Genomic DNA, 22,502 nt, shown 5'->3' on the forward strand with positions numbered 1-22,502 from the left:
AGTTGCTCAAACCGCCACCTCGCCCCGGATCACGGCATGGGGAGCATATCCCTCGACAACGAAATCCTCGATCGCATAGCCATCGATCGCCGCCGCCTTCCGCACCAGCCGCATCGTCGGCAACGGCCTCGGCTCCCGCCCACGCTGCTCGTGCGCTTGCTCCAGATGGTTGCGGTACAGGTGCGCGTCGCCCGCCACCCACACCAGCTCCCCCGGTCGCAGGTCCGCCTGATCGGCGAGCATCAGTTGCAGCGCGGTCGCGCCGACGAAGTTGAACGGGGCACCTAGCAGCAGGTCGACCGAGCGCTGGAACAGCAGGCAGTTGAGGCGGCCGTCCGAAGTGACGTGATACTGGTACACCATGTGGCACGGCGGTAGCGCCATCTGGCCCAGTTCGCCGACATTCCAGCCGTGGAACAGCATCCGCCGGCTCGACGGATTGGTGCGCAGCGTGTGGACCAGATCGGCGATCTGGTCGTGCTCGCGGCCGTCGCTGCCCAGCCAGCGGCGCCATTGCTTGCCGTACACCGGCCCCAGATCGCCCCAGCGCGCGGCGAAGGCGTCGTCCTCGACGATGCGTTGTTCGAACGCTTCCTGCGTGATCGTCTCGCCGGTGTCGCGGCGATAGGCGGCGAGCGGCCAGTCGGTCCAGATGCGGACGTTGTCGCGCAGCAGCGGCTGAATGTTGGTGTTGCCGGTCAGGAACCACAGCATCTCGCGGACCGCCGTTTTCCAGTAGACGCGCTTGGTCGTCAGGATCGGCACCTGCCCCCGGCTCAGATCGAAGCGGAGCATCGCGCCGAAGATCGAGCGGGTGCCGACCCCGGTGCGGTCGATCCGTTCGTCGCCATGGTCCAGCACCTGCCCCAGCAGATCGAGATACTGGTGTTCGGGGTGGCGCATCGTCGGGGTCTTTCGCTTCACGGCGTAGGGTTGCGTCGGCCTAGGCCAGCGGCCGCCAATAAAAAAGAGGGCCGGTGCGTCGCCGCACCGGCCCAGTGTTTTTCCGCAGGAGGAAACTGTTGGTCGGGTGGGGGAAGGTCGCCCCGCCACCTGAAAGAAAGATCAGATGTTGTAGGCGCGTTCGCCGTGTTCGCCGAGGTCGAGACCTTCCAGTTCGACTTCCTTCGAGACGCGGCCACCGGTGAGCGCCTTGGCCACGAACCACGCGATGGTGGTGCCGACGGCGGCCCAGACGATGGTGACGAGCACCGCGAAGACCTGCACGCCGAGCTTTTCGCCCATTGCATAGTCCGCCGCACCCGGGCCGCCGAGCGACGGGGCATAGACCACCGCCGTGCCGATCGCGCCGATGATGCCGCCGATCCCGTGGATGCCGAAGGCGTCGAGCGAGTCGTCATAGCCAAGCTTGGGCTTCACAACGGTGACGGCGAAGAAGCAGACGACCGAGGCGACGGCACCGAGCACGATCGCGCCGAACGGACCCGAGTTACCCGCTGCCGGGGTGACCGCGACGAGGCCGGCGATGATCCCCGAGCAGAAGCCCAGTGCCGAACCCTTATGCCCCGAGAACTTCTCGGCGAGCATCCAGAACAGGCCGGCCGATGCAGTGGCGACGAAGGTGTTGATCATGGCGAGGCCGGCGGTGCCGTTGGCTTCGAGCGCCGAGCCGGCATTGAAGCCGAACCAGCCCACCCACAGCAGCCCGGTGCCGACCATGGTGAGCGTCAGCGAGTGCGGTGCCATGCGCTCGGTCGGGAAGCCCAAGCGCTTGCCGAGCAGTACCGCCAGCACCAGCGACGAGACGCCGGCGTTGATGTGGACTACAGTGCCGCCGGCGAAGTCGAGCGCGCCTGCCTTGAAGAAATAGCCGCTTGCCGCCCATACCATGTGCGCGATCGGCAGATAGGTGATCGTCAGCCACACGATCGCAAAGACCATGACCGCCGCGAACTTGATCCGCTCCACGACCGAGCCGAGCACCAGCGAGATGGTGATCGCGGCAAAGGTCATCTGGAAACAGATGAAGACATATTCGGGGATTTCGACCCCGGCGGTGAAGGTCGCCGCCTGCGACGCGGGCGTGACCCCGGCGAGGAACGCCTTGGCCGGGCTGGCGATGAAATTGGCCAGCGTCGCGCTCGACACGTCGGGACCGAAGGCGAGCGAATAGCCGTACATTACCCAGAGCAGCATCGCGAGCGCGCTGACCGCGCCGATCTGCGTCATGACCGACAGCATGTTCTTGGTGCGGGTAAGCCCGCCGTAGAACAGCGCGAGGCCGGGCAGGATCATCATCAGCACGAGGATGGTCGACACCATCATCCAGGCGGTATCGCCCTTGTCGACGGTTGCCGCCGGCGCGGCGGCGGGTGCCTGAAGCGCGGCGTCCTGCGCCCATGCGGGCAGCGCGGCGAACAGGCCGAGGCCGGCACCGGCCAGCAATTTCATTGGATGTTTCATGATGCCCCCCATCACAAAGCGGTCAGATCGGTTTCGCCGGTGCGGATGCGCACCGCCTGGCCGACATCGAGCACGAAGATCTTGCCGTCGCCGATCGCGCCGGTGTTGGCGGCGACCTGCACCGCCTCCACGACGCGGCCTGCGATGTCGCTATCGCAGACGACCTCGATCTTGATCTTGGGCACCATGTTGGTGCTGTATTCCGCGCCGCGATAGATTTCGGTCTGGCCCTTCTGCCGGCCGAATCCCTTGACCTCGGTCACGGTCATGCCCGCGACCCCGATCTCGGTCAGCGCTTCGCGTACCTCATCCAGCTTGAACGGCTTGATGATGGCGATGACTAGTTTCATGTCGCCCCCTCGTCGCTTGTTTCCCTTGGGCGACACCATCGCAAGAGGCGTGCCAATCGCGAGAACGGCGCGTTTCGGGCGGTTCTGCCGCTGCCTCAATCGTTACCAAGCGGTAAAATTGTGCAACGCGGCAGAGTTGCCTATTTTTCAGGCAGGATCGGCAAGCAACGCGCGGGCAGCAGCGAGGTCATCCTCGTCGACCATGACGCGCACCGGGACCAGCAACCAACTCCCCTCGGCGAAACTGGTTTCGCTGTCGAAGGCGATCGCGGGCAATCCTTCGCTTGTTAGCCGGCCGACGATGATCTGCGCCTCGACGCGCGGGAAGCGGCCGAGCTCGACCAGCGCCATCAGGCAGTGCCGCCGACGGTCAGCCCGCCGACCAGCAATGTCGGCTGTCCGACGCCGGCGGGGACCGATTGCCCGGCCTTGCCGCACATGCCGATGCCTTCGTCGAGCGCGAAGTCGTTGCCGACGCCCAGCACCTTGGTCAGCACGCTGGGGCCGTCACCGATCAGCGTCGCGCCCTTGATCGGGGCGCCGATCCGGCCGTTCTCGACCCGGTACGCCTCGGTGCAGGAGAACACGAACTTGCCCGAGACGATGTCGACCTGCCCGCCGCCGAACGACTTGGCGAAGATGCCGTTCTTGACGCGCGAGAGCAGTTCGGCCGGATCGTCGTTGCCGGCGGTCATGAAGGTGTTGGTCATGCGCGGCATCGGCGCATGGGCGAAGTCCTGACGCCGGCCGTTGCCGGTAGGGGCGACGCCCATCAGCCGCGCGTTCAGCCGGTCGTGGATATAGCCTTTGAGGATGCCGTCCTTGATCAGCACGTTCTCCTGCGTCGGCGTGCCCTCGTCGTCGATCGAGAGCGAGCCGCGCCGGTCGGCGATCGATCCGTCGTCGATCACGGTGACGCCGGGGGCGGCGACGCGCTCGCCGATCCGGCCCGAAAAGGCGCTGGTGCCCTTGCGGTTGAAGTCGCCTTCGAGGCCATGGCCGATCGCCTCGTGGAGCAGGATGCCGGGCCAGCCCGGGCTGAGCAGCACGGTCATCTCGCCCGCAGGGGCGGCGACCGCGTCGAGGTTCACCAGCGCCTGGGCGAGCGCCACGTCGATCGCGCGAGCCCAAGTCGCCGGGTCCATCAGCGAATCGTAGAGATAGCGGCCGCCGATGCCGAAGCTGCCGGTTTCGCGGCGGCCGTTCTGTTCGACCACGATCGACACGTTGAGGCGGACCAGCGGGCGGACGTCGGTGGCGATGAAGCCGTCGGGGCGCACGATCTCGACGACGCTCCACGATCCGAGCAGGCTGGCCGAAACCTGGCAGACGCGCGGGTCGCGGGCGCGGGCGGTCGCGTCGATCGCCTGGCACAGCGCGACCTTCTCGGCGAAGGGCACGAGGTCGAGCGGATCGGCGGCGGTGTAGAGATGACGGTTGTTCCCGCGCGGCGGCGGGGCCTTGGCACCCTTCGCCGGATCGATCAGCGCCATCGTTTCGCCGGCACGGCGGATGGCGGCTTCGGACAGTTCGTTGGCATGGGCGAAGGCGGTCGTCTCGCCCGACACGGCACGCAGACCGAAGCCGGCATTGGTGTCGTAGGACGCGGTCTTGAGGCGGCCGTCGTCGAAGCCGAATGCTTCGGAGCGGCGGTACTGGAGGTAGAGTTCGCCGTCCTCGGCATTTGCGAGCGTCGCCTGCGTGGCGCGCAGCGCGGCGGCGGGGTCGAGGTCGCCGGAATAGAGGTACGAGCGGGGATCGGTTGGGGTCATTTGACCAATATAGGGTGGGGCGGGCGTGGGGGAATGGGGGTGGAAGTTTACACTTTGGGGGGCCGAAGTTTCTACTTTCGGGGGTACAAGTTTACACCGGGCCTACCGGCACGAACGATTTCCCGCCCGTCTGTCGGTATTCGCAGTCGATCCGGCCATAAGCGTCATCCCAGCGGAGGCTGGGATCTCTTGGTGATGGCACGGGCAGGAGCCGCTTGAGACCCCAGCCTTCGCTGGGGTGACCTTTTCGTTCAGGCGGATCGGGCTGGATGCGCAGGCTTGGACTTTGCGCAGCAAGGGCTTGATCGTCGCCGGTCGGGGGCTGCACGATTCAAGGAACGTGCGTGAGCCTGTCAGGTTGCAGGCGTGTAGGACAGGGGGTTCGGACGCGCCGCGGCGAAGCCGCGTCGTCGGTCGCAGGGCAAGGGCGAGCTTGCCCTGCGCCGGCCGGCCGGGCGCTGGTCGCGCCCGAACTGCGTTCGGTCTTGGCGGCCCGGCTTAGCGGCCCGCGCCGTCCCCATGATCCTTCAACGCCGACTGGTCCGCGCCGTCGGCCGGGCTGCCCGCCAGGATGAAGCGGCGGTCGCAATAGCCGCAGTCGACATAGCCGGTCTCGTCGATCTGGAGCCAGACGCGCGGATGGCCGAGTGCGGGCGCGATCTCGCCGCCACCGTCGCAGGCGACGCGAGGGGAGGTGACGCGGAAGGTTTCGGGCGGTGGCAACATGGATAGCGCGAATAGCAACGTGGCCGCCGCGCGACAAGTTGGATCGGCACTTGGCGGCGCACGCCCATGCGCGTAATCGCCACAGCCATGACCAGCCCCCACACCGACGCCGCCATTTCGATCCGCGACCTGTGCAAGACCTATGCGGGGGGCAAGGGCGGGGCGGAACCCAAGCGCGCGCTCGACGGGGTGTCGTTCGATGTGCCGCGCGGGCAGATTTTCGGGCTGCTGGGGCCGAACGGCGCGGGCAAGTCGACGCTCATCAACACGCTGGCGGGCCTCGTGAACAAGACATCGGGCACGGCGTCGATCTGGGGCTTCGACATCGACAAGCACCCGCGCAACGCCAAGGCGTCAATCGGGATCGTGAACCAGGAAATCCTGTTCGATCCGTTCTTCACGCCGTCCGAGACACTGGAGATCCAGGCCGGGCTGTACGGCGTGCCCAAGACGCAGCGGCGGACGATGGACCTGTTGCGCGCGGTGCATCTGGAGGACAAGGCCAATGCCTATGCGCGCACGCTGTCGGGCGGCATGAAGCGGCGGTTGATGGTCGCCAAGGCGATGGTCCATTCGCCGCCGGTGCTGGTGCTCGACGAGCCGACCGCCGGGGTCGACATCCAGCTTCGCCAGCAATTGTGGGATTACGTCCGCGAGTTGAACGTGGCTGGGGTGACGGTGGTGCTGACCACCCATTACCTTGAGGAAGCCGAGCAGTTGTGCGACCGGATCGCGATCATCAACCACGGCCGGGTGGTAGCGAACGAGCCGACGCGGGCGCTGATCGGGCTGGCGCAGGAGAAGGTCGTCGAACTGACGCTGGACCGCGACGTGGCTGCGCTGCCCGATGCGGGCTGTTTCGAGAAGGTCGAGCGCAAGGGCGAGCGGGTGCTGGCGGTGACGTATCGCAAGGACGTGGCAAACGCGGGCGAGGTGCTGGCGGCGGTCGCGGGGCAGGGATACGGCATCGTCGACGTAGTGACGCGCGAGGCCGATCTGGAGGATGTGTTCCTCAATCTGACCAACGTTTGAGGGGTTGAGAAGGCCGGTTCACGCGGAGGCGCGGAGACGCGGAGGGGGTGCGTGGCCGGATGCGCCCTCGTTTCTTCCCCGGCGGTGATGGTGGCGGACGTGATCGGCAGGCGGGACCGCTCTGCGCCTCCGCGCCTCCGCGCGAACAACCTTCTTTCAGCCTTGCCGGGTTTTCGGGACCATCGCCCAATCCGATCACCTCCGTCATCCCGGCGAAGGCCGGGATCCATGGTTCCGCGAGCGCCGACGCCGGCGGGTGCGCGGCGCGGTGGATCCCGGCCTTCGCCGGGATGACGAAATGGGTGTGGCGGGTGTCCAGGGGTCATCGCTGGCGTGGATAAGAGGTTCGCGCGGAGGCGCGGAGGCGCAGAGGGGCGCTCGCTCGTGGTGGCTGGCGTGGTTGTCGTGAACGGGTTGTGGTAACGGCGGCGCTTGTGGGACGCCGGACCCCCTTCGTGTCTCCGCGCCTTCGCGTGAACGCCTGGCTCCCCCTACCGCCTTGTAACCCGCCGGCAAACCCGCGTAGGCGGGGGTGAAACGAACCGCGGAGAGCCCCTTGCCCAACGATGCGTGCCAGTCCGACGTCCTCATCATCGGATCGGGTGCGGCGGGGCTTACCGCCGCGCTGAACCTTGCCGAGCGGTTCCGGGTGACGGTGCTGGCCAAGGGCGCGCTGAACGAAGGGTCGACCGCGTGGGCGCAGGGCGGGATCGCCGCCGTGCTCGAACCCGGCGACACGTTCGAGAACCATGTCGAGGACACGATGGTCGCGGGCGCCGGCCTCAACGACCGCTCGGCGGTGGAGTTCGTCGTCGAGGGCGCGCCGGCGGCGATCGAGCGGCTGGCGAAGCTGGGCGTGCCGTTCAACATGAACGGCGACGCACTGCACCTGACGCGCGAGGGCGGCCATTCGCACCGCCGCATCGTCCATGTCGACGACGCCACCGGATGGGCGGTGCAGGAAGCGCTGATCCGCGCGGCGAAGGCGCATCCCAACATCACGCTGCTGCCCGACATGGTCGCGGTGGACCTCGCGACCAGCCGGCACGAGCAGCGCTATTCGGGGGCGGGCAATGTGTGGGGGGCCTATGCCTTCAACCGCGCGACCGACCGGGTCGAGCTGTACACCGCGCGGGCGACGATCCTCGCCACCGGGGGGGCGGGGCGGACCTATCTGTTCAGCACCGCGCCGAGGGGCGCGACCGGCGACGGCATCGCAATGGCGTGGCGTGCGGGGTGCCGCGTGTCGAACATGGAATTCATGCAGTTCCACCCGACCTGCCTCTACAATCTGGAGGTCAAGAACTTCCTGATTACCGAGGCAGTGCGCGGCGAGGGCGGCAAGCTCCTCAATCCCACGACGGGCAAGAATTTCATGCCCTATTATGATCCCCGTGCCGAACTGGCGCCGCGCGACATCGTCGCGCGGGCGATCGATGCCGAGATCAAGCGCTTCGGCCTCGATTATGTCCATCTCGACATCAGCCACATGGACCCGGAGTTCGTGCGCGGGCACTTTCCCAACATCCATGAGAAGCTGCTGGGGCTGGGCATCGACATGACGCGGCAGGGCATCCCGGTGGTGCCGGCGCAGCATTATACCTGCGGTGGGGTGGTGATCGACCGCGCGGGGCGCGCCGACCTGCCCGGGTTGTATGCGGTGGGCGAGGTGTCGCAATCGGGACTGCACGGGGCCAATCGCCTCGCGTCCAACTCGCTGCTCGAATGTTTCGTGTTCGGCGAGGCGGCGGCGGCGGACATCGCCGCGCGCTGGGGCGACCTGCCGCCGCCGCCCGCGATCCGGCCGTGGGACGAAAGCCGCGTGGCCGATTCGGACGAGGAAGTCGTCATCAAGCAGAACTGGACCGAAATCCGCCGCTTCATGTGGAATTACGTCGGCATCGTGCGCACCACCAAGCGGCTGGAACGCGCGCGCCACCGCATCGCGATGCTGAACGAGGAAGTGGCCGATTATTACGGGCATTTCCGGGTGACGCCCGACCTGATCGAACTGCGCAACCTGTTGCAGTCGGCCGACCTGATCGTGCGATCGGCGCTGCACCGCAAGGAAAGCCGGGGGCTGCACTATACGCTGGATTACCCCGAGACGGCGGCAGCGGCGGTGGACACGATTCTGGTGCCCTGAAAGCGGTTTCGCGGTTCGTCGTTCGTACCGGGTATTTCGTCGCAACCACTCGGTCGCGCGCTTTGCCGTTCACCCGATACCAACCATGGTGCGGGTAGCGGGGTGTGATGGGCGTAGGTATGAAGAAGTTGGTCCGGTCGCGTGGAGCGATGCTGGCGGTGGGACTGGTGAGCGTCGGCGCGATCGGCGTGGCGACACGGACGATGCCGCCACAGGCGCATGCCAGCGCCGAACGCTATTCGGTGGCAGTGCCGCTGCCCGCGCAGACCCGGCCCGCGCCAGCGGCACTGGTGCAGGCGATCAATGCGCTGGGCGGCGGGTTTCAGGGCCATGTCGGCATCGCGGTGCGCAGCATCGATGACGGCTGGGTCGTCGGTCATGCGATGGACCGGCGGATGCCGCAGCAATCGGTCAGCAAGCTGTGGGTGGCGATGACCACCATGAGCGCGATCGACGAGGGCCGGCTGGCGCTGACCACCCCGGTCGCGATCACGCGCAGCGACTTGACGCTGTTCCACCAGCCGATAGCCTATCTGATGAAGGACGGCGTGTTCAACACGACGGTCGGCGACCTGCTGCGCCGGGCGCTGACGATGAGCGACAATACCGCCAACGACAAGCTGCTTAACCTCGTCGGCGGGCCGGTGGCGGTGCGCGACTTCATCGCCAGCCGGGGGCTGGGCAATATCCGCTTCGGTCCGGGTGAGCGGTTGTTGCAGGCCAGGACCGCCGGCCTGCCGTGGCGCCAAGAATATTCGCAGGGCAATGCGTTCGCGCTGGCGCGCTCGCGGCTCGACCCCAACGTGCGGCGCGCGGCGTATCAGGCCTATGTCGCCGATCCGCCCGATGGCGCGGGGGCAGGGGCGATTGCCGATGCGCTGGCACGGCTGCATCACAGGATGTTGCTGTCGCAGCAATCGACCGCGTGGCTGCTCGACACGATGGCGCATACCCGCACCGGTCGCGCGCGCATCCGTGCCGCGCTGCCGCCCGGGTGGAGCGTCGCGCACAAGACCGGGACCGGACAGGATCTGGCCGGGCGCACCGCCGGGTTCAACGACATCGGCATCATCACCGCCCCGGACGGCAAGGCCTATGCGATCGCGGTGATGATCGGCGACACCGCGCGGCCGGTGCCCGAACGCCAGCAGTTGATCCAGACGGTGGTGTCGTCGATCGTGGCGGTCCACGGGTAGGGGCCAAGCCGGAAACGACGTCACGCGCGCATCGTCACCGCCGGCGTGTTCCGGGGTTCATGGTGCGGCGATCGATACCGCTCGATGCACTATCGACAGCGTGCGCGGCGGGGTGGACCCCGGAACACGTCCAGGGTGACGAAGGAAGGCCGCGCTTTCGATCAGGCGCTGCATCGGAATGCCTGAATGTCGACCGCAAGATCAGTACCCCGCTTCGGTGGGGTCCATCTCGGGGAAGCGGCGGATGATGGCTGCGACCTTGTCGGTGATGGCCGAAGGTGCGCCCCGCTGATCGAGCAGATGGTCGAGACATTGCAGCAGGGCTTTCAGCTTCTTGATGGGGGCTGATGGTATGGTCGCCCGTCGCAACACGCTTGGCTGTTTCTGGAAGCTGCGATTGAACAGCCGATCATGATGGGCGCAGATGTTGCGCAGATCGACAAGGCAATCGAGCCAGTTCGCGAATACCGGCTCCGACACGACCCCGAATTGCGCGGCGATGCCACCGCGAACGGTGTTGCTCAACCGCTTGTAGATCCATACCGTCTTGCCGAAGGTCAGCAATTCCTTGAGCGTCCAGATCGGCGGTAAGGTCGGCCGGTCGTAGGATTGCCGGTAGTGAAGCGCGCGCTGGTCCTTCGATCCGGCATAGGCGCTCATGAACGCCTGAACCGCCTCGATCCTGGTCGCCGTGTCGCGATAGGCGGCCGGATCATCATAGGGATGTCCTCCGAACGAAGCGCTCAGCGTTTCGGACAAGGCGTTGCGAAACAGCAACTCGAATTGCCCGACCGCGACGAAACAGGCGTCGCGTAATGCCATGTCGCACTGATACAGGCGCAGGATGTCATGATACCGCGTACCCGGCCGGAACGGGCGTCCCGGCGCAGTCTGGTCACGCCGACTGATGAAGTAGATGCGCAGTCGTTCGTACCCGATCAGGTCGATCTTGCGCGCGGCGATCGCCGGACGAGGTACGATCAGCCCCCGGGCGCGCAGATGCGCGACGCGCGCTGCCGACGAAATATGCGGTTTGGTATAGGGACGTAGGGTCATGCACAAAAAGTGAAGGGCCGCCCTGTTGCACCCCTCCGAAAAGGGCGTGTGGCGGCCCATGACGAAGCCAACATGATATTGATTGCTGCCGAACGCAAGCGGTATTTCGGTCCATGGCGGTCGCCGTCCGGGTGCCGCCGTTCGATCCGATCAGCGATAGTCGGTGATGGCGTAGGTGCCTTCGTCGGCAGGGACGCGCGGGCCGACGATGGCGACGGCGGCGCCCGCCGCCTTGCCCGCCGCGACGCCGGCCGGCGAGTCCTCGAACACCAGACAGTCTTCGGGCGCGACGCCCAGTCGCTGCGCGGCGAGGCGGAAGCCCTGTGGGTCGGGCTTGCCGTCGCTCACATCCTCGGCGGTGACGAACACCGGTGGCACGGGCAGACCGATCGCGCGGAGACGCACTTCGGCGAGGTTGCGCGGCGCGGAGGTGACGATCGCCCAGTCGGTCGGGGCGAGGGTGGCGATCAGTTCCCGGATGCCATCGATCGCGACGACGCCGTCGACATCCGCCAGCTCGGCGGCGTTGAGCCATGCCGCCTCGGCGTCGACATCCATGCCCGGCGTGGCGAAGCGGCGCACCGTGTCCTCGCCGCGGACGCCGTGGCAGACCGCGATCAGCGCGTCGGCGTCGATGCCGTGGCGCTCGCACCAGCGCCTCCACACGCGCTCGACCGCCGCGCTGGAATTGAGGAGCGTGCCGTCCATGTCGAACAGGAAGGCGGCGTAGGGCGTATCGCGGAACATCGGCATGGAATGCCGGTAGCCGGGGCGGGCGGGGGAGGCAATTGCGGCGGGGTGTGACGGGGGTGGCTCTTTCTCGCTGCCTCCCTCCTCTGTCGGGGGGAGCGTTTGCAAGTCAGCGCTTACTCAAGACCTTACCCAAGGGACGTCATCCCAGCGAAGGCTGGGGCCTCTCGCGGTGCTTGTCGCGCCTTGACCGCGAGAGATCCCAGCCTTCGCTGGGATGATGGTTGTGGTGAGGGGGGATTGGCGACGCCGCCCAGCCTTCGCCGGGGCGACGTCGCCGAACCCTCAGTGGCGGAAGTGGCGCATGCCGGTGAAGACCATCGCCAGACCGGCCTCGTCGGCCGCCGCGATCACCTCGTCGTCACGGATCGAGCCGCCGGGCTGGATCACCGCCGTAGCCCCGGCCTCGACCGCGGCGAGCAGGCCGTCGGCGAAGGGGAAGAAGGCATCCGACGCAACCGCCGAGCCGAGGGTGCGCGGGGCATCCCAGCCGGCTTTGTCGGCGGCGTCCTTCGCCTTCCACGCGGCGATGCGGGCGGATTCGAGGCGGTTCATCTGCCCCGCACCGATGCCCGCCGTGCTGCCGTCCTTGGCATAGACGATCGCGTTCGACTTGACGTGCTTGGCGACGGTCCATGCGAAGCGGCAGTCGGCGAGTTCCTGGTCCGTCGGCTGGCGCCTGGTCACGACCTTCAATTCGACCTGCGCCAGATTGCCGGCGTCGCGCGACTGGACGAGAAGGCCGCCGGCGATGCTCTTGACGGTCAGGCCGCCGCGCGCCGGATCGGGCAGGTCGCCGGTCAGGAGCAGGCGCAGGTTCTTTTTTGCGGCGAACACTGCCTTGGCTTCGTCATCGGCATCGGGCGCGGCGACGACTTCGGTGAAGATGCCGCTGATCGCGCGCGCCGTTTCGCCGTCCAGCGGCCGGTTGACCGCGATGATCCCGCCGAACGCCGACACGCTGTCGCACGCCAGCGCGGCCTTGTACGCTTCGATCAGCGTGGTCCCGCTGGCGACGCCGCAGGGGTTGGCGTGTTTGACGATGACGACGGTCGGCGGACCGTCGCGGAATTCGCTGACCAGTTCCAGCGCGGCATCGGCGTCGTTGTAGTTGTTGTAGCTCAGCGCCTTGCCCTGCACCTGCTGGCTCTGCGCGATGCCCCGTGCGCTGGGTCCGCGCGGGATATAGAGCGAGGCCGACTGGTGCGGGTTCTCGCCGTAGCGCAGCTCGGCACCGCGGGTGAAGGCGAGCGGGAGCGTGTCGGGGAATGCCTGTCCTTGATCGGCGAAGGCGAACCACTGGGCGATCGCCGAATCATACGCGGCGGTGGCGGCATAGGCCTTGGCGGCGAAGCGGCGGCGGGTGGCGAGCGTGGTCGCACCGCCCGTCTCGGCCAGTTCGGCGATCAGCGCGGCGTAATCGGCCGGGTCGGTGACGATCGCCACCGCATCATGGTTCTTGGCCGCCGAGCGCACCATCGACGGGCCGCCGATGTCGATATTCTCGATGATCGTGTCGCGGTCGGCGCCCTTGGCCACCGTCGCCTCGAACGGATAGAGGTTCACGACGACAATATCGATCGCGCCGATGGCGTGTTCGTCCATCGACGCGACATGCTCGGGATTGTCGCGCACCGCGAGCAGCCCGCCATGGACGATCGGGTGCAGCGTCTTGACGCGGCCGTCCATCATTTCGGGGAAACCGGTCAGGTCGGCAATGTCGCGGACGGCGAGCCCGGCGTCGCGCAGCGCGGCGGCAGTGCCGCCGGTCGAGACGAGCTCGACGCCGTGGCCCACAAGGGCGGTGGCGAGATCGACGATACCGGTCTTGTCGGAGACCGAGAGCAGGGCGCGTTTCGCGGGGACGTTTTCCATGGGCGCGCCCTTTCGCGCGAATGGCGGGGGAGGGCAAGGGGGCGGGAGGCGGACGATCGCGATCCGGTCGCTACCGCGTCTTGTGGAACCGCCACGACAGGTCGTGGCCGCCGGGCGGGGTGGTGCCCGCCAGCACCAACTGGAACGTCTCGACGGGCAGGCCGTCGGGGCCGATCCACAGGCTTTCCTCGACCGAGAGCAGCGCGCCCTTCGCGCGGAATTGCCAGACCGGGCCGCTGGGCAGACGGAGGAAGGCGGTCTGGTCGTCGGGGCCGGCTTCGATCGCGATGCCAGGGGCGAGGTGGAAGCGGACGACGAACGGCGTGTCGCCACGCCGCGCGCGGCGGCCGGTCGGGATCAGCATGTCCTCGCCCTGCACGTCGCGGCCGTCGGCGCTCAAGGTCAGGACGCGGCGGTGCTGGAAGCCGAGGCGCTTGGCATAGCCGTCGTGGCTCCCCTCGATCCGGCTGATCGCGTCGCTTTCCTGCCGGGCCATGTCGACCACGCCGACCCCCTTGCCGAGCGAGCCGTCGGGCTGGATCGCGGTCGAATTGGTGTCGGACAGCACTAGCGTCGAATGCGCGGCGGTGGAGCGCAGCGCGCGGCGCAGATCGGCCGACAGGGTCAGCGCGGCGATGTTCGCCCCGCCGCAGTTGACGACGATCCGCTGCCCACCATCGGACAGTTCGAACGCGAGCGTCGAGGCGCAGCCCTCGTGCGCGGCGCGGGCGACCGGGGGCGGGGCGGCGTCGACGATCGCGATGGTGCGCCCGGCGGCGAGCCGCTGATAGCCCCAGTCGCCGGCATGGCGTAAGGGACGGGTGCGGACTCCGGTGGCGGCGACGACGTCGGCGATACGCTCGCCCGGCACCGGCCCCGCGCCCTGCCAGCACGACAGGCCACCGTCGCCGTGACACACGCCGAGCAGCGCCGACACCATGATCGTCAGATGCGCGGCGACCGGTTCGGGCATGGTCATCCGCCGCGCGGCATAGATTTCGCGCAACGCCGCGAGCGTCATCACCGCGTCGAGCTGATCGGCGGGCGAGCGGCCGACGAGGCCGCCGGTCTCGAACACGCTGGTCGTCAGCGCGCGGATCAGGCCGGTTTCGCCGAACGCGCGCCGGGCATCGCCGCCGGGAATGACGAGGCCGGCGGCGACCACCCCGGTCCATGCGACGATCGCGGCGATCCCCGCCGGGGCCTTGCCCGCTTCGCCGTCGAGATGGCGCGCGGTGCGGGCAAAGGCGTGCAGCACCTGCGAGCGATAGAGGAGGTCGGTCGACGACAGGATCAACGGCGCATGCGCGATCCATGACAGCATCCGCCGGCCGCAGGTGGCGGCGTTCCATGCCGGCTCGGTAATGCGCTCGCCATGATCGGCCAGCCATTGCAGCATGATCGTCTCGGCGATCGGCACCGCCGTTACGCGCGGCGCGACGCTGGAGAGGTCGCGCAGCCATGCGAAGCCGTGGAGATGTTCGGCGAAGGCGGCGGAGAATTTGGGGCGGGCCAGTTCCAGCCGGTCGAGCGGCAGCGCCTCGCCGCGCACCATCAGCTTGCCCGCGAGCAGCGCCGCGCCGCGATCCAGATCGCCGAGGAACGGATCGTCGGCGACCGCGATCAGCTTGAGCGGATGGCGGCCCTTCAGCCGCAGCCCGTGCAGCGGGGTGCGCCACGCGAGGCGTTGCAGCTTGTCGCGCACCCGTTCGGACAGCGACAGCCCGGTGCCGCCGCCCTGCCGCACCAGCCGCTTGCCGACGTCGATCCCGTCGCGTGGTTCGTCGATCGGGGGCGGTTCGGTCATGCGCCGCGCAGGGCGGCGATGTTCGCGGCATAGGCGGTGGGGCCGCCGGTGAAGGTCGCGGTGCCGGCGACGAGGCAGTCGGCCCCGGCGGCGATCGCGCGCGGCGCGGTCACGCGGTCGACGCCGCCGTCGACCTGCAGGTCGATCGCCCGGCCGGTCGCGTCGATGCGGCGGCGCAGGGCTTCGATCTTGGTCAACTGGCTGTCGATGAACTTCTGTCCGCCAAAGCCCGGATTGACGCTCATGACCAGCAGCAGATCGACCAGGTCGATGACCTGATCGACCACCTCGACCGGAGTCGCGGGGTTCAGCACGACGCCGGCGCGCTTGCCCAATGCCTTGATCCGCTGGAGCGTGCGGTGGAGGTGCGGGCCGGATTCGGGATGGACCGAGAGGATGTCGGCCCCGGCCTCGGCAAAGGCCTCGATCAGAGGGTCGACCGGCGTCACCATCAGGTGGACGTCGAACGGCTTGGCGGAGTGGGGGCGCAGCGCCTTTACCACCATCGGGCCGATGGTGAGGTTGGGGACGAAATGATTGTCCATGACGTCGACATGGATCCAGTCGGCCCCCGCCTCGTCGATGGCGCGGACCTCCTCGCCCAGCCGGGCGAAATCGGCGGAAAGGATCGAGGGGGCGATGCGGACGGATGACATAGGTTGTTGTCCTAGCATGGTCTTTGGGGGCGGCAAGGGTCGGGGCGGGTGTGGCGATCGATTGGGTTCACGCGAAGGCGCGAAGGGCGCGAAGGGAGAAGAAGTTCTGGTTCACGCGGAGGCGCGGAGGCGCGGAGTAGAAAGTAGATTGGTTCGCGCAGAGGCGCAGAGGCGCGGAGAGAATGCTTTCGGGGCGGAGTTCGCCGCGTAGCGGCTGTCCGGTGGGAACGTCTCCCGATAGCGAGCGGGTCGCCCGGGGCAATACTTCCTCTGCGCCTCTGCGCCTCTGCGCGAACCAATCTACTTTACTTCTTCGCGCCCTTCGCGCCTTCGCGTGAAACCCCTTACCCGGCCCGACGCAGACGGACGACGAAGAAACCGTCCATGCCGCCGGCCTCGGCCAGCATGCCCGGCAGCGTGCGGACATAGCCGCGTTCGTGCGGCATGACGCCTTCGGGCAGTTCGTCCACGCGCGCCGGTTCGACCGTGAAATCGCTGCGCTCGCTTAAGAAACGGTCGAGCTGCACTTCGCCTTCGGCCGGTTCGAGCGAGCAGGTGGCATAGACCAGCCGCCCGCCGGGCTTCACCCAGTCGGCGGCGCGGCCCAGCAGGCGCTTTTGCAGCGCCGCCGTCTCGGCGATCACCGAGGGGCGGACGCGGTGGAGGACGTCGGGGTGGCGGCGGAAGATGCCGGTCGCGCTGCACGGCGCGTCGAGCAGCACCGCGTCGGCCGGCTCGGCCGGTTTCCACACCAAAGCATCGCCGGTGACGATCTTCGCCGACAGGCCGGTGCGCGCCATATTCTCCTCCAGCCGCGCAAGCCGCGCTGCCGACGAATCGAGCGCGGTCACGTCCCATCCGGCGGCGGCGAGTTGCAGCGTCTTGCCGCCCGGCGCGGCGCACAGGTCGAGCGCGGTGCCCGGCCCCTGTCCCAGCAGCCGCGCGGGGATCGAGGCGGCAAGGTCCTGCACCCACCAGTCGCCCGCCGTATAGCCCGGCAGATCGGCGATCGGTCCGGCTTCGGCAAGGCGGCGGTGGCGCGGGGCGAGGGTGACGCCCTCGGGACCGCTATCGCCCTTGAGCGACAGGTCGAGCGGAGGTTGCTGGGCGATCGCCTGCGCGGCGGCGATGACCATGTCCTCGCCCCATGCCGTTACCCAGCGGGCATCCGTATCGGCGGGCAGGCTGGCGGCATCGGGCAGGCGGGCGTTGCCGCGCATCAGCGTGCCGAACACGCCGTGCACCAGCTTGCGCGGGCCGCCGTCGACCAGCGGCAGCACGGTGGCGATCGCGGCATGCGGCGGGGTGCCGAGCACCAGCGCCTGCCCCAATGCGATGCGCAGCGCGAACCGCGCCTTGGCATCGTCGGGCAGCGGGCGCTGCGTCGCGCTGTCGATCAGCGCGTCGAGATCAGGCAGGCGGCGCAGCACGGCGGCGGCAATCGCGTGGGCAAGCCCGCGATCCTCGCGCCGGTCGAGATCGCCGGTCGCCGAGGCGAGCGCGGCTTCGAGCGGCAGGCCGCGCCGTAGCACGGCATCGAGCAGGCGCAGCGCGGCGCGGCGGGCGGGAACGCCGGGCGCTTCGGGAGCGAGGCGGGGGCGGGCCATGTCAGCGCGCCTCCGAACGGGGCATGAAAAGATCGATCACTTGAATCCTGTCGCTGGTCCGCCGAGATCATGCTCGACGGAACCGGATAAGGACTCCCCTATGGGCAACCGCCCCGCTCATGTGAAGCCGCCTGCGCATCTCTCCAAGTCGCCGCCGGTGCCCACCCCCGAACCGCTGCCGCCCAAAAACGACACCGACGATCCCTTGGGCCTCAGCCCGACGCGCTATGGCGACTGGACGCACAAGGGCATCGCGGTCGATTTTTAGGGGGGGTGGCAAGACATCCTGCACTCGTCATTCCCGCGAAGGCGGGAATCCATACACGCCGGGGTCTCGGCTGGTTGCGCGACGGCAGCGTTTATGGACCCCCGCCTGCGCGGGGGTGACGATGAAAGAAGGCGGTCGGTTGTCGGGTGCTTCCTTCGCTTTGGGGGAAGAGGTGTCGGGCGTACGCAACCTTCACCCCTGTCAGTAATTCCATTGCGCCCATGGAACGAACCGCCGGGTTCGGGCTTGTCGCTCCATGGCTTCGCTTCCCCGATTCTGGCGGTATCTTCTGGGCGGTATCGCCGCCCTTCTGTTGCTCGTGCTGCTGGTGCTGGCCGCCTTTCCCTGGGGCGTGCTGCGCGACCGGGTGAGTGCGAAACTGGCCGAGCGGTTCGGGGCCGATGTGTCGATCGGGACGATCGAGCGCGTCCAGCCGCTGTCGTTCTCGCCGACACTGATCGTGCGTGACTTGCGCATCGCCCAGCCGAGCTGGGCCGGTCCCGGCGATCTGGTGCGGCTCCACCGGATCGACCTGCGCTTCCGCGTCCTGCCGCTGCTGCGCGGCAAGTTCGACCTGACCGCGCTGGCAATCGACGGCGGGCGGGTGGCGATGGTGCGCGCGAAGGACGGCACCAAGAACTGGGCGCCCGACAAGCGGGGCAAGGGCGGATCGGCGTCGGACATCACCAGCCTGACCGTGCGCGACCTCGTGATCGACTATCGCGACGCGGTGCAGAACCGGCAATTCGCGGTGACGGTCACGTCGAACGATCAGGGCTTCCGCGCGAGCGGGACCGGGGCGATCGACGATCGCCCGGTGCGGGTGTCGCTGACCGGCCCGGTCATCCGCAGCGACGGCGACTGGCCGTTCGTCGCGCGGGTCGACGGGCCGACGATCACCGTCGACGCCAAGGGGGTGATGGCCGCACCGCTCAACACGAAGCGGATGACGGTCGAGCTGACCGCACGCGCCGACAATCTCAAGACGCTCGATGCGCTGATCGAGGCCGGGCTGTTCGGGACGCAGCCGGTGCGGTTGAGCGCGAAGGTGCGCCACGACGATCCGACATGGACGGTCGAGCGGCTGTCGGGGACGATCGGTGCGTCGCGGCTGTCCGATGCGCGGGCGAGCGTGACCAAGGATGGCGACACGACGAAGATCGACGGCCGGCTGCGCTTCGCCTCGCTGGCGTTCGCCGATCTGGAAACCGACGAGGGGCGGGCGCGGGCGGCGGCGATCGAGGCGCGGATCGGGTCGCGCGTGGTGCCCGGCACGCGGATCAACCTTGCCAAGCTCGCCAATCTCGACGGGCGGCTGGCGGTGCATGTCGACCGGCTGCGCGAGGCGGATGCGGTGCGCGGCCTTGATGCGACGCTAGCGATCGCCGATCGGCGGCTGACCGTCGCGCCGCTGACGATCGCGCTGTCGCAGGGGAAGATCGCGGGACAAGTGATCGTCGACCAGCGCGGGCGGCGCGTGCCGCGCGCGACCTTCGACCTGACGCTGTCCGATTCGCGCATCTCGACCTTTGCCGGGGGGGCGCCGGTCGACGCGCCGCTGCGCGCGCGGCTGAAGCTGGTCGGCAGCGGCGATACGGTGCGCGCGGCGATCGGCCGGGCGGACGGCACGATCGGTTTCGCCGCCAGCAATGGCACGCTGCCCGCCAAGCTGGCCTCGCTGCTCGGTGCCGATGTAGCGCGCGGGGTGACGACCGATGACGATGCGCAGGCGCGGCTGCGCTGCCTCGCGCTGCGGCTCGACGTGACCAACGGGATCGGCCGGGTCGATCCGCTGGTGATCGACACGTCGCGTGCGCAGACGCGAGGGCAGGGCCGAGTGAACCTTGCCGACGAGACGCTGTCGCTGTCGCTGACCGGCGCACCGAAACAGGCGACGCTGTTGCGGCTCGACCGGCCGGTCATGGTGACGGGGCGGCTGCAATCGCCGCAAGTTGCGATCCCGCCGGGCACCAAGAGCGTCGGCGGCGTCCTCAGGATGCTGGGCAAGGCGATCGGCGGGCGGCAGGACCCGCTGGCCAGTGACGCGAACTGCGGCGCATTGATCGCGCGGGCGATGCGGTAGGCCGGATCGACATTCAACTTTGGCAGGGGAAATTTGCCGTCGAACCCCGCGTCATCCCCGCGCAGGCGGGGATCCATATACGCCGACGCCGGTGATAGCATCGCGCCCGTTGCGTCTATGGGTTCCCGCCTGCGCGTGAACGACGAAACGCGGTGGCATTGGCTGAAGGTCGATCTGTCTTGGGGTTTGATCGGCGCGCGGGAATGCGGCAGCATGGTGCCGATCCTGTCGGGAGCGATGACGATGACCGATTTCCCCGCCGAGCGCGAACTGGTGCTCGACCGGCTGCTACAGGCCCCGCGCGAGGCCATCTTACGCTGCTGGACCGAGGCGCATCTGCTGCGGCGCTGGTTTGTGCCCGCGCCATGGACGATCGCCGACGCGGTGGTCGATCCGCGACCGGGCGGGGCGTTCGACGTGACGATGCGCAGCCCCGAGGGGGCGGACATGCCGCATCACGGCGTCTTTCTGGACGTGGTGGCGAACGAGCGGATCGTGACGACCGATGCGTTCACCGCCGGCTTCGTGCCGCGCGACGGCGCGCCGTTCATGGTCGCGACGATGACCTTCGCCGACGAGGATGGCGGCACCCGCTATATCGCCCGCGCCCGCCACTGGACCGCCGAGACGCGCGATCAGCATGCGGCGATGGGGTTCGAGCCGGGCTGGAACCAGTGCGCCGACCAGTTGGAGGCGCTGGCGGCGAGTTTGTGATTACCGTCCCTCGGGTTTCAGCGGGCGGCTGAGAAGCGCTTCGATCACTCGGCCGACCGGGGTGCCGGCCAGCAGCGCGCCGACCGCCTGCGTCACCGGCATGTCGATCCGCGCGTCGGCGGCGGCCTGTGCCAGCACCGGCGCGGTGAACGCGCCTTCGGCCACGGTGCGGCGATCGGACAGCAGGTCGGTGGCGGCGCGGCCCTGCCCCAGCCCCACACCCAGCGAATAGTTGCGCGAGGCGGTCGACGAACAGGTCAGCACCAGATCGCCCAAGCCCGACAGGCCGGCGAGCGTCTCCGCCCGCGCGCCGCGCGCCATGCCGAAGCGGGTCATCTCGGCGAAGCCGCGCGCGATCACCGACGCGCGGGCGTTCTGCCCCAGCCCCGCGCCCTCCACCACGCCGCAGGCGATGGCGAGGACGTTCTTGACCGCGCCGCCGATCTCCGCGCCGATCACGTCGTCGCTGGCATAGGGGCGGAACCCCGGCGCGGCGAGGCGCGCGGCAAGGCGATCACGCAAGACCGGATCGGCGCAGGCGAGGGTGACGGCGGTCGGCTTGGCGCGGGCGACCTCGTGCGCGAAGGTGGGGCCGGAGAGGACCGCGACCGGGGCGTTCGGGTGGACGGCGCGGGCAACCTCGCCGACCAGCAGCTTGCTGCCCGCCTCGATCCCCTTGGCGCACAGCACCAGTGCGCGGGTGCCGACGTCGATTTGAGAGAGGACCGCGCGGACGTGCTGCGCCGGGCAGACGACCAGCAACGCATCGGCGTCGCCCAGCGCCGCGCTGTCGGTCGTCGCGTGAATCGCGGGGGAAAGCGGGATACCGGGCAGGTAGAGCGGGTTCTCGCGCGCGGTGTTGATCGTGTCGGCCAGCGCGCCGTCGCGGACCCACAGGGTCACGTCGCCACCGCGCGCCGCGACCTGCGCCAGCGCGGTGCCCCACGCCCCGCCGCCGATGACGCCGATCCTCATGCCTTCACTCCCGCACCGCGCACCTTTTCCGCACTCGGGTCGAGCGGCCAGCGCGGGCGGGCGGCGACGTCGAGCGGATCGCTGTGCCCGGCCATGAACCGTTCGGCCCCGGCCCATGCGATCATCGCGCCATTGTCGGTACACAGCCATAACGGCGGGGCGACGAAGCGCAGGCCGTGCGTGGTGGCGAGCGCCTCCAGCGCGCCGCGCACGCCGCGATTGGCGGCGACCCCGCCCGCCACCACCAAAGCCTCGACTGGGCCGGCCAGCGCCAGCGCCAGTCTGGTGCGGTCGACGAGGCAGTCGATCACCGCCTGGCTGAACGAGGCGGCGATGTCCGGCACGCTGTAGCGGCCCGATTCATGCGCGCGCAGCACCGCGCTTTTGAGGCCGGCGAACGAGAAATGCGGATCGGGCGTGCCGGTCAGCGGGCGGGGCAGCGGCACCGCGCGCGGATCGCCCTGCGCCGCCGCCGCCTCGACGCGCGGGCCGCCGGGGTAGCCGAGGCCGAGGACCTTGGCGGTCTTGTCGAACGCCTCGCCCGCCGCGTCGTCGATGGTCGTGCCGAGCCGGCGATAGGTGCCGACCCCGTCGACGCGCAGCAACTGGCAATGTCCGCCCGACACCAGCAGCAGCAGGTACGGAAAGGCGAGGTCGGGATCGGTCAGGCGCGGCGACAGCGCATGCCCCTCCAGATGATTGACCGCGACCAGCGGCTTGCCCGCCGCCAGCGCCAGCGCCTTGGCGGTGACGAGGCCGACCATCACCCCACCGATCAGGCCGGGGCCGGCGGTGGCGGCGATCGCGTCGACCTGCGCCAGCGTGACGTTCGCGTCGGCGAGCGCGCCTTCGACCAGCGCGGGCAGGATCTCAACATGGGCGCGCGCCGCGATCTCGGGCACGACGCCGCCATAGGGGGCGTGGGCGGCTTCCTGTCCGGCGAGGCGGTGCGACAGGATGGTACGGTCGCCACGCACGATCGCGACGGCGGTCTCGTCGCAACTGGATTCGATGCCGAGGATGAGGGGATAGGGCATTTTTGCTGCTCTAGCGTGGTTTGGAGGC

At 68.8% G+C, this 22,502-nt stretch carries 20 protein-coding genes; 6 read left to right on the forward strand and 14 right to left on the reverse strand.

From position 1 onward, the window contains the following. Positions 1-6: 6 nt before the first annotated feature. From thyA to ASG37_RS08155, 6 genes are all read right to left on the reverse strand, one after another. Complete coding sequence (thyA, locus tag ASG37_RS08130) at positions 7-903, reverse strand: thymidylate synthase (RefSeq protein WP_055758039.1); 897 nt, start codon at positions 901-903, stop codon at positions 7-9. A gap of 162 nt (positions 904-1,065) precedes the next feature. Beyond that, positions 1,066-2,424, reverse strand: coding sequence for an ammonium transporter (locus ASG37_RS08135; RefSeq protein ID WP_055758756.1), 1,359 nt, complete (start codon positions 2,422-2,424; stop codon positions 1,066-1,068). Positions 2,425-2,435: 11 nt separating this feature from the next. After that, entirely contained in the window at positions 2,436-2,774 is a 339-nt protein-coding gene (locus ASG37_RS08140; RefSeq protein ID WP_055758758.1) for a P-II family nitrogen regulator, read from the reverse strand. A gap of 147 nt (positions 2,775-2,921) precedes the next feature. Beyond that, the gene (locus ASG37_RS08145) at positions 2,922-3,125 is read right to left on the reverse strand and encodes a putative signal transducing protein (protein WP_055758042.1); all 204 of its coding nucleotides are present in this window, start codon (positions 3,123-3,125) and stop codon (positions 2,922-2,924) included. Continuing rightward, positions 3,125-4,546: a metalloprotease TldD gene (tldD, locus tag ASG37_RS08150; RefSeq protein WP_055758043.1), complete on the reverse strand. Its 1,422-nt coding sequence runs from the start codon at positions 4,544-4,546 to the stop codon at positions 3,125-3,127. The genes ASG37_RS08145 and tldD overlap by 1 nt, the downstream gene beginning before the upstream one ends. 498 nt (positions 4,547-5,044) lie before the next feature. Next, complete coding sequence (locus ASG37_RS08155) at positions 5,045-5,272, reverse strand: zinc-finger domain-containing protein (RefSeq protein WP_055758046.1); 228 nt, start codon at positions 5,270-5,272, stop codon at positions 5,045-5,047. An 87-nt stretch (positions 5,273-5,359) separates the two neighbouring features. On the opposite strand from ASG37_RS08155, the gene ASG37_RS08160 reads away from it, so the two are divergent. From ASG37_RS08160 to ASG37_RS08170, 3 genes are all read left to right on the forward strand, one after another. Next, positions 5,360-6,304: an ABC transporter ATP-binding protein gene (locus ASG37_RS08160; RefSeq protein ID WP_055758049.1), complete on the forward strand. Its 945-nt coding sequence runs from the start codon at positions 5,360-5,362 to the stop codon at positions 6,302-6,304. A gap of 556 nt (positions 6,305-6,860) precedes the next feature. Then, entirely contained in the window at positions 6,861-8,450 is a 1,590-nt protein-coding gene (nadB, locus tag ASG37_RS08165) for an L-aspartate oxidase (RefSeq protein WP_055758052.1), read from the forward strand. A gap of 119 nt (positions 8,451-8,569) precedes the next feature. Next, the gene (locus ASG37_RS08170; RefSeq protein WP_235525149.1) at positions 8,570-9,646 is read left to right on the forward strand and encodes a serine hydrolase; all 1,077 of its coding nucleotides are present in this window, start codon (positions 8,570-8,572) and stop codon (positions 9,644-9,646) included. A 201-nt stretch (positions 9,647-9,847) separates the two neighbouring features. On the opposite strand, the gene ASG37_RS08175 is transcribed toward ASG37_RS08170, so the two are convergent. The 6 genes from ASG37_RS08175 to ASG37_RS08200 all read right to left on the reverse strand — a co-directional run bounded on the left by ASG37_RS08175 (position 9,848) and on the right by ASG37_RS08200 (position 17,397). Next, positions 9,848-10,702, reverse strand: a complete 855-nt coding sequence (locus tag ASG37_RS08175; protein ID WP_055758056.1) for an Abi family protein — start codon at positions 10,700-10,702, stop codon at positions 9,848-9,850. A 150-nt stretch (positions 10,703-10,852) separates the two neighbouring features. After that, positions 10,853-11,455, reverse strand: coding sequence for an HAD-IA family hydrolase (locus ASG37_RS08180; RefSeq protein WP_200909718.1), 603 nt, complete (start codon positions 11,453-11,455; stop codon positions 10,853-10,855). Between the two features lie 282 nt (positions 11,456-11,737). Then, positions 11,738-13,327, reverse strand: a complete 1,590-nt coding sequence (purH, locus tag ASG37_RS08185) for a bifunctional phosphoribosylaminoimidazolecarboxamide formyltransferase/IMP cyclohydrolase (protein WP_055758061.1) — start codon at positions 13,325-13,327, stop codon at positions 11,738-11,740. Positions 13,328-13,397: 70 nt separating this feature from the next. After that, positions 13,398-15,134 carry a heparinase II/III domain-containing protein gene (locus tag ASG37_RS08190; protein WP_055758064.1) on the reverse strand — a complete coding sequence of 579 codons (1,737 nt, stop codon included), beginning with the start codon at positions 15,132-15,134 and terminating at the stop codon, positions 13,398-13,400. Next, positions 15,131-15,790: a ribulose-phosphate 3-epimerase gene (gene rpe, locus ASG37_RS08195; RefSeq protein WP_055758068.1), complete on the reverse strand. Its 660-nt coding sequence runs from the start codon at positions 15,788-15,790 to the stop codon at positions 15,131-15,133. Before rpe ends, ASG37_RS08190 begins: the two co-directional genes overlap by 4 nt. Before the next feature lie 344 nt (positions 15,791-16,134). After that, positions 16,135-17,397, reverse strand: a complete 1,263-nt coding sequence (locus tag ASG37_RS08200; RefSeq protein ID WP_055758071.1) for an RsmB/NOP family class I SAM-dependent RNA methyltransferase — start codon at positions 17,395-17,397, stop codon at positions 16,135-16,137. Between the two features lie 100 nt (positions 17,398-17,497). Between ASG37_RS08200 and ASG37_RS17315 the strand changes: the two genes are divergently transcribed. The 3 genes from ASG37_RS17315 (at position 17,498) to ASG37_RS08210 (ending at position 20,462) form a co-directional block, all read left to right on the forward strand. Next, positions 17,498-17,665: a DUF1674 domain-containing protein gene (locus ASG37_RS17315; protein WP_082448120.1), complete on the forward strand. Its 168-nt coding sequence runs from the start codon at positions 17,498-17,500 to the stop codon at positions 17,663-17,665. 256 nt (positions 17,666-17,921) lie between these two features. Further along, complete coding sequence (locus ASG37_RS08205; RefSeq protein ID WP_055758073.1) at positions 17,922-19,748, forward strand: AsmA family protein; 1,827 nt, start codon at positions 17,922-17,924, stop codon at positions 19,746-19,748. 135 nt (positions 19,749-19,883) lie between these two features. Next, positions 19,884-20,462, forward strand: coding sequence for an SRPBCC family protein (locus ASG37_RS08210; protein ID WP_235525150.1), 579 nt, complete (start codon positions 19,884-19,886; stop codon positions 20,460-20,462). On the opposite strand, the gene ASG37_RS08215 is transcribed toward ASG37_RS08210, so the two are convergent. Both ASG37_RS08215 and tsaD read right to left on the reverse strand, forming a co-directional pair. Further along, positions 20,463-21,437, reverse strand: coding sequence for an NAD(P)H-dependent glycerol-3-phosphate dehydrogenase (locus ASG37_RS08215; RefSeq protein WP_055758076.1), 975 nt, complete (start codon positions 21,435-21,437; stop codon positions 20,463-20,465). It lies immediately after the preceding gene. Further along, positions 21,434-22,474, reverse strand: coding sequence for a tRNA (adenosine(37)-N6)-threonylcarbamoyltransferase complex transferase subunit TsaD (gene tsaD, locus ASG37_RS08220; protein ID WP_055758079.1), 1,041 nt, complete (start codon positions 22,472-22,474; stop codon positions 21,434-21,436). The genes ASG37_RS08215 and tsaD overlap by 4 nt, the downstream gene beginning before the upstream one ends. Positions 22,475-22,502 lie beyond the last annotated feature (28 nt).

Origin of the sequence: Sphingomonas sp. Leaf407, assembly GCF_001425385.1 — a bacterium.
GTDB lineage: Bacteria > Pseudomonadota > Alphaproteobacteria > Sphingomonadales > Sphingomonadaceae > Sphingomonas.